This is a genomic window from Mesorhizobium sp. M4B.F.Ca.ET.203.01.1.1 (assembly GCF_004791025.1).
Taxonomy (GTDB): domain Bacteria; phylum Pseudomonadota; class Alphaproteobacteria; order Rhizobiales; family Rhizobiaceae; genus Mesorhizobium; species Mesorhizobium abyssinicae.
This window is the reverse complement of the sequence record NZ_SRUO01000022.1, coordinates 92,046-107,654: the sequence shown is the minus strand read 5'-3', so window position 1 is coordinate 107,654 and position 15,609 is coordinate 92,046. Positions and strand designations below refer to the sequence as shown.

Genomic DNA, 15,609 nt, shown 5'->3' with positions numbered 1-15,609 from the left:
CACGGCGCCGAAATAGCTTTCAAGGCTCGAAATGGCAGTCTCTCCCTCGTTAAGACTGCCTGCTCACAGAATCCCTTCTCAGCCCAACTTCAAGTCCCAAAAAGCCATATGCGATTCCCCTGCCCACAAGGGGGAGATTGGCAGCTTCGATCCCGGCGCCTTTTCTGCCACATCGGCGATTGGCGAAAGCCGGCGTGACATCTGATCTCCCCCCTCGAGGGGGAGATGTCGCCGAAGGCGACAGAGGGGGTCGGTCCGACCGGGCGCGGCCTGTTCCTTTCCTCTCCCTCCGGAGGGGGGAGAGGAAAGGTGCCGTTCACTCGCCTGCCGGCAGTTTCACCGATCGATCCGCGTCGACAGAATGATCGACGACGACGTCCGCTCGACCCCGTCCATAGCGCCGATCTGGTCGAGCAGCGCGTCGAGATCGCGGATCGACGGCGCGTCGACGATGACGATCATGTCGAAATTGCCGCTGACCGAATGCAGCGTCCTGACCGGCGGCAGCGCCGCCAAGGCGCGCACCACCTTGTCGGCGAGCTTGGGCGTGACGGTAAGCAGCACATGCGCCCTGACCAGCCCTTGCTCATAGTCGGGCGACAACCGCACGCCGTAGCCCGCAATGATGCCGCGCTGCTCCAGCCGATCGATCCGGCTCTGCACCGTGGTGCGCGACACGCCGAGCTGGCGGGCGAGCTCGGCGGTCGAGGCGCGCGCGTTGGCGCGCAGCAGCGAAAGCAGGGCCTGTTCGGCATCGCTGATCATTTCGACGATCCTTGTCGGCATATTGTTCAAAATGGCATTTCGCTTCGTACAATTCCACGCTTCCTTTCGACAGGCAAGCTGCGATGATTCCCGCCAGTTTCGAAATGGCAGGGGTATAGATCATGAAAAAGAACATCGTTGTCGTCGGCGCCGGCAAGATCGGCTCGACCATCGCCGAGATGCTCGCCTCCACCGGCGACTATGGCGTGACGCTCGTCGACCGCTCGGCGGCGCAGCTTGCGGCGGCCGAATTGCCCGCCGGTGTCGAGACGCTTGAGATCGACATCGCCGCGCCGGGCGTGCTCGAGGCGGCGCTTGCCGGCAAGTTCGCGGTGCTGAGCGCCGCGCCCTTCCATCTCACCACGCGCATCGCCGAGGCTGCCGCCGCTACCGGCGTGCACTATCTCGACCTCACCGAGGATGTCGTCAGCACCAGGCGGGTTAAGGAGCTGGCGCGCGACGCCGGGAGCGCCTTCATTCCGCAATGCGGGCTGGCGCCGGGCTTCATCTCCATCGTCGCCAACGATCTCGCCAGCCGCTTCGACACGCTGGAGAGCGTGCGCATGCGGGTCGGCGCGCTGCCGCAATATCCGTCCAACGCGCTGAACTACAATTTGACCTGGAGCACCGACGGCGTCATCAACGAATACTGCGAGCCCTGCGAGGCGATCGTCGAGGGCGAGCTGATCGAGGTACCGCCGCTGGAGGAGCGCGAGGAGTTCTCGCTCGACGGCGTCACCTACGAGGCCTTCAACACCTCGGGCGGGCTGGGCACGCTGGCCGAGACGCTGAAGGGCAAGGTGCGCACGCTGAACTACCGCACCATCCGCTATCCCGGCCACGCCGCGATCATGAAGGCGCTGCTCAATGATCTCGGGCTTCGCCATCGCCGCGACGTGCTGAAGGACATTTTCGAGAGCGCGCTGCCGTCGACGCTGCAGGACGTCGTCATCGTCTTCGTCACCGTCTCGGGCCGCAAGAATGGCCGCCTGCTGCAGGAGACCTACGCCAACAAGATCTACTCGAAGCGCGTCGGCACCCTGGTGCGCAGCGCCATCCAGATCACCACCGCCTCCGGCATCTGCGCCGTGCTCGACATGCTGGCCGACGGCTCGCTGCCGGCCAGGGGCTTCGTGCGCCAGGAAGACATCGCGCTCGACGCCTTCCTCGCCAACCGCTTCGGCCGCGCCTACGCTCAGCACGAGATGGAAAGCCGGCTCGCGGGGTGAGCTGTGCAATCTTCCCCGTTGAGGGGGAGATGTCGCCGAAGGCTACAGAGGGGGTCGCTTCGCGTGGAGCGCTAACCTCCATCTGTCGCAAGGGAGGTCGCGTCCGGTCGCACCGGCCCCCTCTGGCCTGCCGGTCATCTCCCCCTCAAGGGGGGAGAAACCTTTTCAAATATGCAGCGCCTGACCCAGCGCCTTGAGCGCCGCTTCCTGGAAACCTTCGCCCTGCGTCGGATGGGCGTGGATCGTTCCCGCGATGTCCTCCAGCCGCGCCCCCATTTCCAGCGCCAGGCCGAACGCGGCTGACAGTTCCGAGACCCCCTGGCCGACCGCCTGGATGCCCAGCACCAGGTGGTTGTCGGCGCGGGCGACGACGCGCACGAAGCCATCCTCGCCGAGCCTGGTCATGGCGCGGCCGTTGGCGGCGAACGGGAACTGGCCGATCTTGATCTCGCCAGCCAGCGCCTTCGCCTCGTCCGGCGACAGACCGGCGGTCACCAGCTCCGGATCGGTGAAACAGATCGCCGGGATCGAGCGCTTGTCCCAGCTTCTTTTGTGGCCGGCGACGATCTCGGCCACCATCTCGCCCTGCGCCATCGCCCGGTGCGCCAGCATCGGCTCGCCGGTGACGTCGCCGATGGCGAAGATGCCGCGCATCGAGGTGCGGCACTGCTCATCGATGCGGATGAATTTGCCGGCCATGTCGAGGTCGATCTGGTCCAGCCCCCAGCCTTCGGTGAGCGGCTTGCGCCCGACGGTGACGAGGATCTTGTCGGCGGCGACCTTGGCGTTCTTGCCGTCTGCCGCCTCGACCAGCAGCGCATCGCCCTTGCCGGCCTGTCCCTGGGTCGACACCCCCTTGGCCTTGGCGCCTGTCATCACCTCGATGCCGAGCTCGCCGAGCCGCTTCACCACCGGTCGGGTCAGTTCGGCGTCATATTGCGCCAGCACGCGGGGCAGCGCCTCAACCACGGTGACCTTGGCGCCCATTTTTGCGAAGGCCATGCCAAGCTCCAGCCCGATATAGCCGCCGCCGACCACGGCGAGCTTCTTCGGCACCTCGCTCAACGCCAGCGCGTCCGTCGACGAGATCACCGGGCCGCGGAACGGCAGGAACGGCAGTTCGACCGGCGCCGATCCGGTCGCGATCACCACCGTCTCGGCGCGGATCACCTGGGTGCCGGTCTCGGTCTCGACCTCGACGGTCTTGCCGTCGCGGAACGTCGCCCAGCCCTGCACGGTCTTCACCCTGGCCTTCTTCAGCAGCCCGGCGACGCCGCTGTTCAGCCGGCTAACGATGCCGTCCTTCCAGGCGATTGCCTTGGCCAGATCGAGCGTCGGCGCGGCGACCGAAATGCCGAGCGGGCTGTTGCCGCCGGCCATATGCGCCACCTTCTCGAACTCCTCCGCGGCATGGATCAGCGCCTTGGAGGGAATGCAGCCGACATTGAGGCATGTGCCGCCCGGCTTTCCCGCCTCGACGATCACCGTATCGACGCCGAGCTGGCCGGCGCGGATCGCGCACACATAGCCGCCGGGCCCGGCGCCGATGACGAGCAGCTTGCAGGAGATTTCTTTCATGATGTGGTCCTTCGATCCGAGGGAACGTTCCGTCGCGATCCTTCGCGCCCCCCTCTGTCCTGCCGGACATCTCCCCCACGAGGGGGGATATCAGCAGCTTCGTCGTTTCGTTCATTCCTGCAACGGCGGAGATTGGCGAAGCCCGGCATGACGTCCAATCTCCCCCCTTGTGGGGGAGATGCCTGGCAAGGCAGAGGGGGGCGCTGTCCCGCCATCATCTCAATCGTCCCGCCCCACTAATCCACGAAAATCAGCGCAGGCGTTTCCAGCAGCGCCTTGATGCGCTGGACGAACACAGCGGCATCCCAGCCGTCGATGACGCGATGGTCGAAGCTGGACGACAGGTTCATCATCTTGCGCGGGATGAACTGGGTGCCGTCCCACACCGGCCGCACCATCATCTTGTTGACGCCGACGATCGCCACCTCCGGATAGTTGATGACCGGCGTCGTCGCCACGCCGCCCATGGCGCCGAGCGAGGTGATGGTGATGGTCGAGCCTGACAGCTCGTCGCGGCTCGCCGTGCCCGACTTCGCCGCCTCGGCCAGCCGGTTGACCTCGGCGCCGCACTCCCACAGGTCGCGCGCCTCGGCATGCTTGACCACCGGCACCACCAGCCCGGACGGCGTCTGCGCGGCGATGCCGATATGGACGCCGCCATGCTGGTGGATGATGCCGGCCTCGTCGTCGAAGATCGCGTTGATGCTCGGCTGGTCGGCGATCGCCTTGGCCATCGCCCGCATTAGGAACGGCAGCAGCGTCAGCTTCGGCCGGTCCTGCCGCTTCTCCTTGTTCAGCGTCGCCCGCAGCTCCTCCAGTGAAGTGACGTCGATCTCCTCGACATAGGTGATGTGTGGGATGCGCGATTTGGCGAGCGCCATCTTCTCGGCGATCTTGCGCCGCAGCCCGATGACCTTGATGTCCTCGACATTGTCCTTGCGGGCAAGCCCGGAGGTTTTCGCGACCTGCGGCCCGCGCGCCAGGAACGCCTCGATATCCTCATGGCCGATGCGGCCGGCCGGGCCGGAACCCGCGACCTGCCTGAGGTCGATGCCGGCTTCCCTGGCGCGCAGCCGGACGGCGGGCGAGGCCAAAGGCTTCTCGCCTTCGGGACGCGGCGCGCCGGAAACCAAGGCCCGTGCCGCCCCATTTGCGGGAGCTGGCGCCGGCTTGGCTTTCGGCGCGGCGACCTTTGACTGCGCCTTCGGGCTCGCCGGAGCGGCCTCGGGTTTCGGGGTTGGCAGCTTGGCTGGCGGTTCGGCCTTGATGGCCTCTTCCGCCGCATCGCTCTGCGGCTTCATATTGCCCTCGCCGGCAACCTTCAGCCGCACGATCGGCGAGCCGATCGCCACCGTGTCGCCGATCTCGGCGCCCAGCCACAGGATCTCGCCATCGACCGGCGAGGGAATCTCGACGGTTGCCTTGTCGGTCATGACGGCGGCCAGCACCATGTCCTCGCGCACGAGGTCGCCGACCTTCACATGCCATTCGACCAGCTCGGCCTCGGCGACGCCTTCACCGACATCCGGCAGCTTGATGACGTGCTCGCCCATGGTCAGGCCTCCCCTCTTCAAGCTTCCAGCGTTTCGACGAGCGCGCGGCCGACCCGGGCCGGGCCGGGAAAGTAGTCCCACTCCTGCGCGTGCGGATAGGGCGTGTCCCAGCCGGCGACGCGCACGACCGGTGCTTCCAGATGGTAGAAGCAGTGCTCCTGCACCAGCGCCGAGAGCTCGGCGCCGAAACCGGAGGTCAACGTCGCCTCGTGCACCACCACGCAGCGTCCGGTCTTCGTCACCGAGGCGACGATCGTCTCGAGATCGAGCGGCAGCAGGGTCCTCAGATCGATGATCTCGGCGTCTATGCCGGTCTCCGCGGCCGCCGCCTCGGCGACATAGACCATCGTGCCATAGGCGAGCACCGTAACCGCGGCGCCCTGCCTGCGGATCGCCGCCTTGCCGAGCGGGACAGTGTAGTGGCCGTCGGCGACCTCGCCAAGATCATGTTTCGACCACGGCGTCACCGGGCGGTCGTGATGGCCGTCGAACGGACCGTTGTAGAGCCGCTTCGGCTCGAGGAAGATCACCGCATCGGGATCCTCGATCGCCGCGATCAGCAGCCCCTTGGCGTCGGCAGGGTTGGACGGCACGATCACCTTCAGGCCGGAGACGTGGGTGAACAGCGCCTCCGGGCTCTGGCTGTGCGTCTGGCCGCCGAAGATGCCGCCGCCGGTCGGCATGCGAACCACGATCGGGCAGGTGAAATCGCCGTTGGAGCGATAGCGCAGCCGCGCCGCCTCCGAGACGATCTGGTCGTAGGCCGGATAGACATAGTCGGCAAACTGCACCTCGACGCAGGGCTTAAGCCCATAGGCGGCCATGCCGATGGCGGCGCCGACGATGCCGGCTTCGCTGATCGGCGCATCGAAGCAGCGGCTCTTGCCGTATTTGGCCTGCAGGCCTTGCGTGCAGCGGAAGACGCCGCCGAAGAAGCCGACATCCTCGCCGAACACGACGACGCGCTCGTCGCGCCCCATCGACACGTCCATGGCGTCGCGGATCGCCTCGATCATGGTCCGTCTCGGCATGGTCAGACCCCTGCCTGCTGGCGCTGGCGCCTGAGATGCGGCGGCATCTCGGCATAGACGCCCTCGAACATGTCGCGCGTCGACGGCTTGCCGCCGGCATGCAGCGTGCCGTGGCTCTCGGCCTCCTTCTGCGCCGCGATCACCGTCTCGAGGATTTCGGCTTCCGCCTGGGCATGGCGCTCGTCCGACCAGACGCCGCGCAGGATGAGATGGTTCTTCAGCCGCACGATCGGGTCGCCGAGCGGCCAGGCATCGGACTCCGCCTTCGGCCGGTAGGCGGACGGGTCGTCCGAGCTCGAATGCGCGCCGACGCGGTAGGTGACATATTCGACCAGCGTCGGCCCGAGATTACGGCGCGCCCGCTCGATCGCCCATTTCGCCACCGCATGGACGGCGAGATAGTCGTTGCCGTCGACGCGCAGCGAAGGGATGCCGAAACCGAGGCCGCGCGCCGCGAAAGTGCCGGAGCCACCACGCGCAATGCCCTGGAACGTCGAGATCGCCCACTGATTGTTGACGACATTGAGCACCACCGGCGCCTTGTAGGTCGAGGCGAACACGAGTGCTGCATGAAAATCGGACTCCGCCGTCGAGCCGTCGCCGATCCAGGCGGCGGCGATGCGCGAATCGTTGGAGATCGCCGAAGCCATCGCCCAGCCCACCGCCTGGATGTACTGCGTCGCCAGATTGCCGGAGATCGAGAAGAAGCCGTGCTCCTTTGACGAATACATGATCGGCAGTTGCCGGCCCTTCAGCGGATCGGCCTCGTTGGAATAGATCTGGTTCATCATCGTGACCATCGGATAGCCGTCGGCGATGAGCAGGCCGGCCTGCCGATAGGTCGGGAAGTTCATGTCGCCCTTGGTCAGCGCCTTGCGGAAGGCGCAGCTCACCGCCTCCTCGCCGAGATGCTGCATGTAGAAGGAAGTCTTGCCCTGGCGCTGCGCCATCTGCATGCGCTGGTCGAAGCTGCGCAGCGTCATCATGTGGCGCAGGCCTTCGAGCAATTCCTGGTCGGAAAGCAGCCCGGCCCACGGCCCGACTGCCTCGCCGTCGCGGTTGAGCACGCGGATGATCGAGAACGCCATGTCGCGGATGGTGCGCGGATCGACATCGATCTCCGGGCGCGGCGCCGATCCGGCCTTGGGGATGGTCACATTGGAGAAATCGGGCGTGCCACCCGGCCGCACCTCGGGCTCGGGAACATGGAACCGCAACATTCCAGCATCGGCCATGACCTACGTCCTCCAATGTTGCCGGTGCGATAGTTGCACATCCGCGCCACTAATTCATCGGCCAGATGACGGGCCGTGCCCCGGCTTCTCGGCTGATCAAGGCCGATACGGCGCGCTGGCGACAAGATGCAGATATGACGGCGAAATTTCTTGTCGATGTTTTCCTGCGTCACGCAATTTGGCGAATGGCTGTGACCGGTCTGGCGCAAGAGCCTGAAATGCCCGGACCACGTAGGCGTTCGGGTAACTGTCGAGGCCAGTGCTGCCCCTCACCTGCCTGCCGGCATCCTCTCCCGGTATGGTGACGGGGAGAGGGGCGCTGTGTCCCCCGTTTCGCCAATCATCAACGTCGCAAGAAGGGCGCCAACGTCGCGGCCATCCCACTTCTCCCCGTCACTATGTGGGGAGAAGGTGCCGGCAGGCGGATGGGGGGCGGCGCCGGCGGTCAGCTATGAATCATCATCCGACATCGAAACAATCGCCCGCGCGAGCCAGATAGGCCTCTGCAAGTTGCCGAAACTCTGGTTCACCCGCCCCGCCTCATGCTAACTCACCCCGCATGGCACAGAAGAAGGGATACGAGGTCGATTCGTGGCTGGCGCGGCCTGACGCGGCCATGTCCATCGTCCTGCTTTACGGCCCGGACCGCGGGCTCGTCGCCGAACGGGCCAGGGCTTTTGCCGGCAAGACCGGCCTGCCGCTCGACGATCCGTTCTCGGTCGTCAGGCTGGACGGCGCGGAAGTCGACCGCGACCAGGGCCGCCTGCTCGACGAGGCGCGCACCGTGCCGATGTTCTCCGACCGGCGGCTCTTGTGGGTGCGCAACGCCAGCGGCCAGAAAGCGCTGGCCGACGACGTCAAGGCGCTGACATCGGAGCCGGCGCGGGACGCCATCATCCTCATCGAGGCCGGCGACCTGAAGAAGGGCACCGGCCTGCGCGCCATCGTCGAGGCCGCCGGCAACGCCATCGCCCTGCCCTGCTATGCCGACGAGGCAAGGGATATCGACACCGTCATCGACGACGAACTGCGCAAGGCCGGCATGTCGATGACGCTGGAGGCGCGCCAGGCGCTGCGCCGCAATCTCGGCGGCGACCGGCTGGCGTCGCGCGGCGAGATCGAGAAGCTGGTGCTCTACGCCCACGGCCAGAAGGAGATCAACCTCGACGATGTCCGGGCGACGTCCGGCGACGTGTCAGGCGCCTCCTTCGACGATGCCGTCGATGCGCTGCTGGACGGCAAGATCGCCGATTTCGACACCGCTTTCACCCGACACTGCCAGGGCGGCGGCCACCCCTTCCTGGTGCTGTCGGCGGCGATGCGCCAATTGCAGGCGATCCAGGCGATGCGCGGCCAGATGGAAGGCGGCGGCCGCAACGCCGCCTCCGTCGTCGCGGCCGCGCGCCCGCCGGTCTTCTTCTCGCGGCGCAAGCTGGTGGAAAAGACGCTGGAGCGCTGGAACGTCGAGGCGCTCGGCCGGGCGCTCAACCGGCTGCAGACCGCCGTGCTGCAGACCCGCAAGCGGCCGGACCTGTCGGAAGCCCTGGCGCGCCAGGCGCTGCTTGGCATTGCGGTCGAAAGCGCGCGGTTGGCGCAGAGGGGCTGAGCCGTCTTCGCCTGAATGCAGTCCCGGTCGCCTATTAGAGCAATTCCAGGAAAAGTGGCCGGCGGTTTTCCATACGGGATTGCGCAATAACAAACACTTAGGGGCAGACCCGGATTCCATGAAGCGCTGTGCCGCACTACAGACTTCAACCTCAAATTGGGATTGGCTGGCTCGCGCCAGGTGTTTCAGGGGCGATTCGGGGGGGTGAAATGACCAAGAAAGTCGTTATCGGGTTCTTTTTCAGCGTGTTCTTGACGGTTGTCCTCTGGCAGGTCACCGCTCGCCTGTCCTTCGGCCGCGCGTTGGACGACATCGTGTTCATGGCAAGCCCAATCGTGGCGATCGTCATTTCCGTACTGCTTGTCCGGTCGAAGCTGATGCACAGCAACCGGACAAACGAAGATACGGACGACGCCTAGCGACCGGGACGAGCGCGTTTCAGGAACGCTGAACCGCCCTATCTCATTGTTTTGGAGCAATTCCGGACGGAAAACCGCTGAGCCGGGCGGTCGAAGTGACGGGCGCCGTTCCTCTCCCCCGTCGATCAAGGGAGAGGTGTCGAGCGAAGCTCGACGGAAAGGGGTCGACCAGCGCCGGCGTCTTTGTTTCTGGCGGGGTGATGCCTGGCCCTGATGATGAATTGTCGGCGTCGGCGTATTTAAGAACCGCCTTCCCCCACTCCGTCGCCGCTTCGCAGTGCCACCTCTCCCCCCTCCGGAGGGAGAGGAAAAGAGCCGGCGGAGGGCGGATGGGTCACAAAACGAAGGGCCGGCGGATGCCAGCCCTTCCTCGCTTCTCATCTTAAGCCGAAACTTTATTAGCCGGCTAAATGTCCTGAAATCTCGACACCTTACCGCTCGTCCTTCAGCCGCCGGCAGAGCTCGTCGAGCTGGTCCAGCGTCCGGTAGTTGACGCGAATTGTGCCGCCGCGCTCCTTGTGCTCGATCGACACGATCATGCCGATCGTGTCGGTGAGCAGCTTTTCCAGCGCCAGCGTGTCGGGGTCCTTTTCCACCGGCTCGGCCTTTTTCGCCTTGGCCGGCGTCGGACCGGCCGGCATCTGCGCCAGCGCTTCGGCCTGGCGCACCGAAAGTCCCTCCTCGACGATGCGCTTGGCGAGGCCCGCCGGATCCTCGGCCGTCACCAGCGTGCGGGCGTGCCCCGCCGACAGCGCGCCGTCGACCAGCATGTCGTGGATGACATTGGGCAGCTTCAGGAGCCGCAGTGTATTGGCGACATGGCTTCGGCTCTTGCCGATCACCTGGCCGAGGTCGGCCTGGGTGTAGCCGTGCTCGTCGATCAATTGCTGATAGCCTTGCGCTTCCTCGACCGGGTTGAGGTCGGCGCGCTGCACGTTCTCGATGATCGCCAGTTCCAGCGCCGTGCGGTCGTTGACCTCGCGCAGGATGATCGGCAGCTCGGTCAGGCCGGCGCGCTGCGCCGCCCGCCAGCGCCGCTCGCCGGCGATGATCTCGTAACGGCCGGGCTGCGTCGGCGACGGCCGCGCCACCACCGGCTGCACGACGCCGTGCTCGCGGATCGACTGTGCCAGATCGGTGAGCTCGGCATCGCCGAAATGCCGGCGCGGGTTCTTCGGATTGGGGCTGACGAATTCGATCGGCACCTTGCCGTCCGCCGCCGGGCTCTGCTTTTCCGGGATCGCCGGGCGGTCGATCTCGCCGATCAGCGCCGCCAGGCCGCGGCCAAGTCTTTTTCTCGAAAGGTCTTCACTCATAATCTGTCCAGATCGTTTCGGTATCGAATCGGCGTTTGGCCGGCATCAGGCGGCGCGCAATTTGCGCTCGCGGCGGATCACTTCGGAAGCGAGCTGCAGATAGGCCTGGCTGCCCGAGCATTTGAGGTCGTAGAGGATCGCCGGCTTGCCGTAGGAGGGCGCCTCGGAAACGCGGACATTGCGCGGGATGATCGTCTCATAGACCTTGTCGCCCATATGCGTGCGCACGTCCTGCACCACCTGGTTGGCGAGGTTGTTGCGGCCATCGTACATGGTGAGCACGATGCCCTGGATGGTGAGATCCGGGTTGATCGTGCGGCGCACCTGCTCGACCGTCTCGAGCAGCTGGCTGAGACCTTCGAGCGCGAAGAACTCGCACTGCAGCGGCACGAGAACGGAATCGGCTGCCGCCATTGAATTCAAGGTCAAAAGGTTGAGCGACGGCGGGCAGTCGATCAGCACATAGCCGAAAGGCGCCGAACGCTCGGCCGCCGCGCGCAACGCGTTGCGCAGCCGAAGCACCCGGTCCGGCGCCGAGGCGATCTCCATCTCGATGCCGAGCAAATCGAGCGTCGACGGGACGATCGAGAGGCCCGGCACCGCCGTCGGCACCGCCGCCGCTTCGAGATCGAGCTCGCCGGTCAGCACGTCGTAGGAGGAGACGGTGCGGTCCTTGCGGTCGATGCCGAGCCCGGTGCTGGCATTGCCTTGCGGATCGAGGTCGACGATCAGCACCTGTTCGCCGATCGCCGCCAGCGCCGTCGCCAGGTTGATGGCGGTCGTCGTCTTGCCGACGCCGCCCTTCTGGTTGGCTACGGTGATGATTCGAGGTCCAGTTTTCATGGGTCTATGCCAGTGATTCATTGCGGGGTCGCCGGGCGCAGATGGGTGACTTCGAGGATGACGCCATGAGGGTCGGTCAAGCTTGGATGTTCTACCAGATCGAATGCCCAGCGGTGAGTGCTTTCTTCCACCTCGGCCCGGTAATCCCGGCCTTTGTGGAAAAGCGCGCGCGCCCCTTTGGTCAGCCACGGCGCCGCTAGGTCGAGCAGCGCCGGCAAAGCCGCAAGCGCTCGCGCCGTGACGATTTCCGGTGCCGCAACAAGCGGATAGCTGTCGTCGATGCGCCGCGCGACGACTCGCGCCGGCAGCCCGAACTGGCCGACGACCGCTTGCAGGAACGACGCCTTCTTGCGGTTGCTTTCGACCAGGTCGATAGACGCGCCGTCGCGCTCGGCTAGCAGGAAGCCCAGCACCAGTCCGGGAAAGCCGCCGCCCGAACCGAGGTCGACCCAGCGTCTGGCCTCGGGCTCGATTCGGGCGAGCTGCGCGCTATCCAGTATGTGCCTGCGCCAGACATCGTCCAGGGTCGACGGCGCGGCGAGGTTGATGCTGCGGTTCCATTTCAGGAACAGCTGTTCGAAGGCAACCAGACGCTCGAATGTTTCACGTGAAACCGGGCCCGCCGCTTCCTGCAGGCTCTCCCATGACGCAGCACTCACGCGACATGCCTCTGCGCGGCGGCTTCGGCGTTGCGGACGTGGGCGACGATGATCGCCAGCGCCGCCGGCGTCATGCCCTCCATGCGCTGCGCATCGGCGATGGAGCGCGGCTGCCGCGTCTTCATCTTCTGCTTCAGTTCATTGGACAGGCCGGGAACGTCGGCGAAATCCAGCGATGCGGGGATCAATCGGCTTTCCTCGTGCCTGATCTGCGCGACATCAGCCTGCTGGCGGTCCAGATAGACCGAATATTTCGCTTCCGTTTCGAGGCGCTCCGCCGTCTTCGCATCGATTGAGCCGAAGCGCGGCTCGATGCGCGCCAGCCAGGCAACATCGACACCGGGGTAGGCGAGCAGCTCATAGGCGGAACGGCGCACGCCATCCCTGTTGATCTCCAGCCCATGCCGCGCCGCCTCGTTGGGCGTGAACAGCACGCTCGATGCCAGTTCCCGCGCCTTGGCAAGATCCTCGTTCATCCCGTTGAAGCGCCGCATCCGTTCCATTGACGCGATCCCCAGTCGGTCCGCCATCGGGGTCAGCCGCTCATCGGCATTGTCGGCTCTCAGCGACAGGCGGAACTCGGCGCGCGAGGTGAACATGCGATAGGGCTCGGCAATGCCGCGACTGGTGAGGTCGTCGACCATCACGCCGATATAGGCTTCGGTGCGGCTGAGCACGATCTGCTCGTTGCCGGATGCCTTGCGCGCGGCGTTGAGGCCGGCGAGCAGACCTTGCGCGCCGGCCTCCTCATAGCCGGTCGTGCCGTTGATCTGTCCGGCGAGGAACAGGCCGCCGATCCGCTTCGTCTCCAGCGTCGGCAACAACTCGCGCGGATCGACATGGTCGTATTCGATGGCATAGCCCGGCTGCAGCATGGTTGCCCGCTCCAGCCCCGGGATCGACTTCAATATGTCGAGTTGCACATCCTCCGGCAGCGAGGTCGAGATGCCGTTCGGGTAGACGGTGTCGTCATCGAGACCTTCGGGCTCCAGGAAGATCTGGTGGCCTTCACGGTCGCCGAACTTGACGATCTTGTCCTCGATCGACGGGCAGTAGCGCGGCCCGACGCCTTCGATCGAGCCGGAATACATCGCCGAGCGGCCGAGATTGGCGCGGATCAGCTCATGCGTGGCCGGCGTCGTGCGGGTGATGCCGCAATCGATCTGCGGGTTCTGGATCGCGTCGGTCAGCAGCGAGAACGGCACCGGTTCCTCGTCCGCCGCCTGGCTTTCCAGCGACGCCCAGTCGATGGTGCGGCCGTCGAGGCGAGGGGGCGTCCCGGTCTTGAGGCGCCCAAGCGTGAATCCCGCGCGGCTCATCGTTGCCGACAGGCCAAGGCTCGCCTGCTCGTTCATGCGGCCGGCGACGATCTTCTTCTCGCCGATATGGATCAATCCGCGCAGGAAGGTGCCGGTGGTCAGCACCACCGCGCCGCAAGCCAGGCGGCGATCGCCCGAGATCTGAACGGCCGCGATCCGCCCTTTCGCGATCTCAAAGTCGAGAACTTCGCCCTCGATCACCTCGAGATCGTTCTGCTGCCGAATCGCTTCCTGCATGGCCAACCGATAGAGCTTGCGGTCGGCTTGCGTGCGCGGGCCGCGCACGGCCGGACCCTTGCGGCGGTTGAGCAAGCGGAACTGGATGCCTGCCGCATCGGCGATGCGGCCCATCAGCCCGTCCATGGCGTCGATCTCGCGCACCAGGTGGCCCTTGCCGAGGCCGCCGATCGCCGGATTGCAGGACATGACGCCGATTGTGTCGAAACGCAGGGTCACCAGCGCCGTCCTGGCGCCCGCGCGTGCGGCGGCGCTGGCCGCCTCGCAACCGGCATGGCCGCCGCCCACCACAACCACATCATAGTGATCGTTCATCTTTTTCGAGTCCAAAATCCTGAAGTTGCCCGGAGAGATGTCCCCGCGAGGCTTCGCTGTCAAGGATGCAACACCGACTCGTTTCACGTGAAACAATGCGACTGCGGTGCTAGACCTAGTGTTTCACGTGAATCATCTGCGCCAAAGCCAGCCCGGCAATGTTTCACGTGAGTCATTTACCGATGCAGAACTGCGAAAAGATGACGTCGAGCATGTCTTCCACATCGACCGCGCCGGTGATTCGTCCGAGTCGGTCCGAGGCCAGGCGAAGCTCTTCGGCGCGCAACTCCTGGCCTCGCTCGTGCCCGGCCAGCGCCGTTCGCAGGTGATCATTTGCATCCTTGAGCAATTCGACATGGCGCAAGCGCGACGGCAGCACGTCGCCGATCTCGCCAACAGAAGCTGCGGCGCGACGGCCGACCTCCGCCAGCAGATCGGACAGCCCGGTGCCAGTCCTGATCGAGATCACCACGTCATAGAGTTGCGCGCGATCAACAAGCAGTTCACCCGCAACCAGGTCCGCCTTTGCCCCGATCCTCAGCAGCGGCGCATCGGACGGCACCGCGCCAGGATCGACGGGCAACGCCATATCCTCCAGCAGCAGCAGAAGGTCGGCGCCGCCCGCCTTGGCCCGCGCCTTCTCGATGCCGATCGCCTCCACCTTGCCGGGCGCCGCGCGCAGGCCGGCCGTATCGGTGACCCGGACTCGCATCCCTTCGAGGTCCAGCACCACTTCGAGCAGATCGCGCGTCGTGCCCGGCTCGTCCGTCACGATCGCCGCCTCCCGCTTGGCCAACGCATTGAAAAGGCTGGATTTCCCGGCATTCGGCGCGCCGAGGATGACGACCTCAAATCCGTCGCGGATGATCTCGGCGGCTCGGAACCCGTCGACGTGGCGATCGATCTCGCCGATCAAAGCCCGCACATCCGACCAGACCGCGTCCGAAACGGATCCCGGCACGTCATCCTCTTCGGCAAAGTCGATCTCCGCCTCGATCATCGCCCGCGCATGGATCAGCCGCCGCCGCCATTCGGCGTATAGCTCGCTCTGCGCCCCCTCGGCATTGCGCACGGCAAAACGCCGCTGCGCCTCGGTCTCGGCATTGACGAGATCGGCCAGTGCTTCGGTCTCGACCAGGTCGAGCCTGCCGTTGAGAAAGGCGCGGCGCGTGAATTCGCCGGGCTCCGCATGCCTGACACCTTCAAAACCGGCGATGGTCTCCAGCATCTTCGCCGCCACGGCGCGGCCGCCATGCACCTGGAACTCGGCGACGTCCTCTCCGGTGAAGCTGCCCGGTCCGGGGAAGAAGAGAACGACGCCGTGGTCAATCACCGATCCGTCCGTCGCGATGAGCTTGCGATAGGCGGCGGCGCGCTCCTTGACCATGCCGCCGGCGATCGTTTCGACCACGAATCGAGTCTTGGGGCCGGAAATGCGGATGACCGCGATGCCGGCCGGCAAGCGGCCGCTGGACAAGGCAACAATCGAATCGCTCAAAATCAT

The 15,609-nt window shown here is 65.7% G+C and carries 13 protein-coding genes; 3 read left to right on the top strand and 10 right to left on the bottom strand.

Going from position 1 to position 15,609, the window contains the following annotated elements; genetic code table 11:
- Positions 1 to 336: 336 nt before the first annotated feature.
- Positions 337 to 765 carry an Lrp/AsnC family transcriptional regulator gene (locus tag EN846_RS30695; protein ID WP_127392189.1) on the bottom strand — a complete coding sequence of 143 codons (429 nt, stop codon included), beginning with the start codon at positions 763 to 765 and terminating at the stop codon, positions 337 to 339.
- A gap of 122 nt (positions 766 to 887) precedes the next feature.
- On the opposite strand from EN846_RS30695, the gene EN846_RS30690 reads away from it, so the two are divergent.
- On the top strand, positions 888 to 1,994 hold the full coding sequence (locus tag EN846_RS30690) for a saccharopine dehydrogenase family protein (RefSeq protein WP_127392190.1): 1,107 nt from the start codon (positions 888 to 890) through the stop codon (positions 1,992 to 1,994).
- Between the two features lie 165 nt (positions 1,995 to 2,159).
- On the opposite strand, the gene lpdA is transcribed toward EN846_RS30690, so the two are convergent.
- The 4 genes from lpdA to EN846_RS30665 form a co-directional block, all read right to left on the bottom strand.
- Positions 2,160 to 3,572 (bottom strand): dihydrolipoyl dehydrogenase, encoded by a 1,413-nt coding sequence (gene lpdA / locus EN846_RS30685; RefSeq protein WP_128273212.1) that lies wholly within the window; start codon positions 3,570 to 3,572, stop codon positions 2,160 to 2,162.
- Positions 3,573 to 3,808: 236 nt separating this feature from the next.
- Positions 3,809 to 5,125, bottom strand: a complete 1,317-nt coding sequence (locus EN846_RS30675) for a dihydrolipoamide acetyltransferase family protein (protein ID WP_127392191.1) — start codon at positions 5,123 to 5,125, stop codon at positions 3,809 to 3,811.
- A 17-nt stretch (positions 5,126 to 5,142) separates the two neighbouring features.
- Complete coding sequence (locus tag EN846_RS30670; RefSeq protein WP_127392192.1) at positions 5,143 to 6,156, bottom strand: alpha-ketoacid dehydrogenase subunit beta; 1,014 nt, start codon at positions 6,154 to 6,156, stop codon at positions 5,143 to 5,145.
- 2 nt (positions 6,157 to 6,158) lie between these two features.
- The gene (locus EN846_RS30665; RefSeq protein WP_127392193.1) at positions 6,159 to 7,391 is read right to left on the bottom strand and encodes a 3-methyl-2-oxobutanoate dehydrogenase (2-methylpropanoyl-transferring) subunit alpha; all 1,233 of its coding nucleotides are present in this window, start codon (positions 7,389 to 7,391) and stop codon (positions 6,159 to 6,161) included.
- A 559-nt stretch (positions 7,392 to 7,950) separates the two neighbouring features.
- On the opposite strand from EN846_RS30665, the gene holA reads away from it, so the two are divergent.
- Both holA and EN846_RS30650 read left to right on the top strand, forming a co-directional pair.
- Positions 7,951 to 8,997 (top strand): DNA polymerase III subunit delta, encoded by a 1,047-nt coding sequence (holA, locus tag EN846_RS30655; protein WP_127392194.1) that lies wholly within the window; start codon positions 7,951 to 7,953, stop codon positions 8,995 to 8,997.
- 209 nt (positions 8,998 to 9,206) lie between these two features.
- Complete coding sequence (locus tag EN846_RS30650) at positions 9,207 to 9,416, top strand: hypothetical protein (RefSeq protein ID WP_127392195.1); 210 nt, start codon at positions 9,207 to 9,209, stop codon at positions 9,414 to 9,416.
- 431 nt (positions 9,417 to 9,847) lie between these two features.
- On the opposite strand, the gene EN846_RS30645 is transcribed toward EN846_RS30650, so the two are convergent.
- The 5 genes from EN846_RS30645 to mnmE form a co-directional block, all read right to left on the bottom strand.
- Positions 9,848 to 10,732 (bottom strand): ParB/RepB/Spo0J family partition protein, encoded by an 885-nt coding sequence (locus tag EN846_RS30645; protein WP_127392196.1) that lies wholly within the window; start codon positions 10,730 to 10,732, stop codon positions 9,848 to 9,850.
- Positions 10,733 to 10,777: 45 nt separating this feature from the next.
- The gene (locus EN846_RS30640) at positions 10,778 to 11,575 is read right to left on the bottom strand and encodes a ParA family protein (protein ID WP_127392197.1); all 798 of its coding nucleotides are present in this window, start codon (positions 11,573 to 11,575) and stop codon (positions 10,778 to 10,780) included.
- 17 nt (positions 11,576 to 11,592) lie between these two features.
- Positions 11,593 to 12,234: a 16S rRNA (guanine(527)-N(7))-methyltransferase RsmG gene (gene rsmG / locus EN846_RS30635; protein WP_127392198.1), complete on the bottom strand. Its 642-nt coding sequence runs from the start codon at positions 12,232 to 12,234 to the stop codon at positions 11,593 to 11,595.
- Positions 12,231 to 14,105 (bottom strand): tRNA uridine-5-carboxymethylaminomethyl(34) synthesis enzyme MnmG, encoded by a 1,875-nt coding sequence (mnmG, locus tag EN846_RS30630; RefSeq protein WP_128346769.1) that lies wholly within the window; start codon positions 14,103 to 14,105, stop codon positions 12,231 to 12,233. The genes rsmG and mnmG overlap by 4 nt, the downstream gene beginning before the upstream one ends.
- A 172-nt stretch (positions 14,106 to 14,277) precedes the next feature.
- Positions 14,278 to 15,609, bottom strand: a complete 1,332-nt coding sequence (mnmE, locus tag EN846_RS30625) for a tRNA uridine-5-carboxymethylaminomethyl(34) synthesis GTPase MnmE (RefSeq protein WP_127391002.1) — start codon at positions 15,607 to 15,609, stop codon at positions 14,278 to 14,280.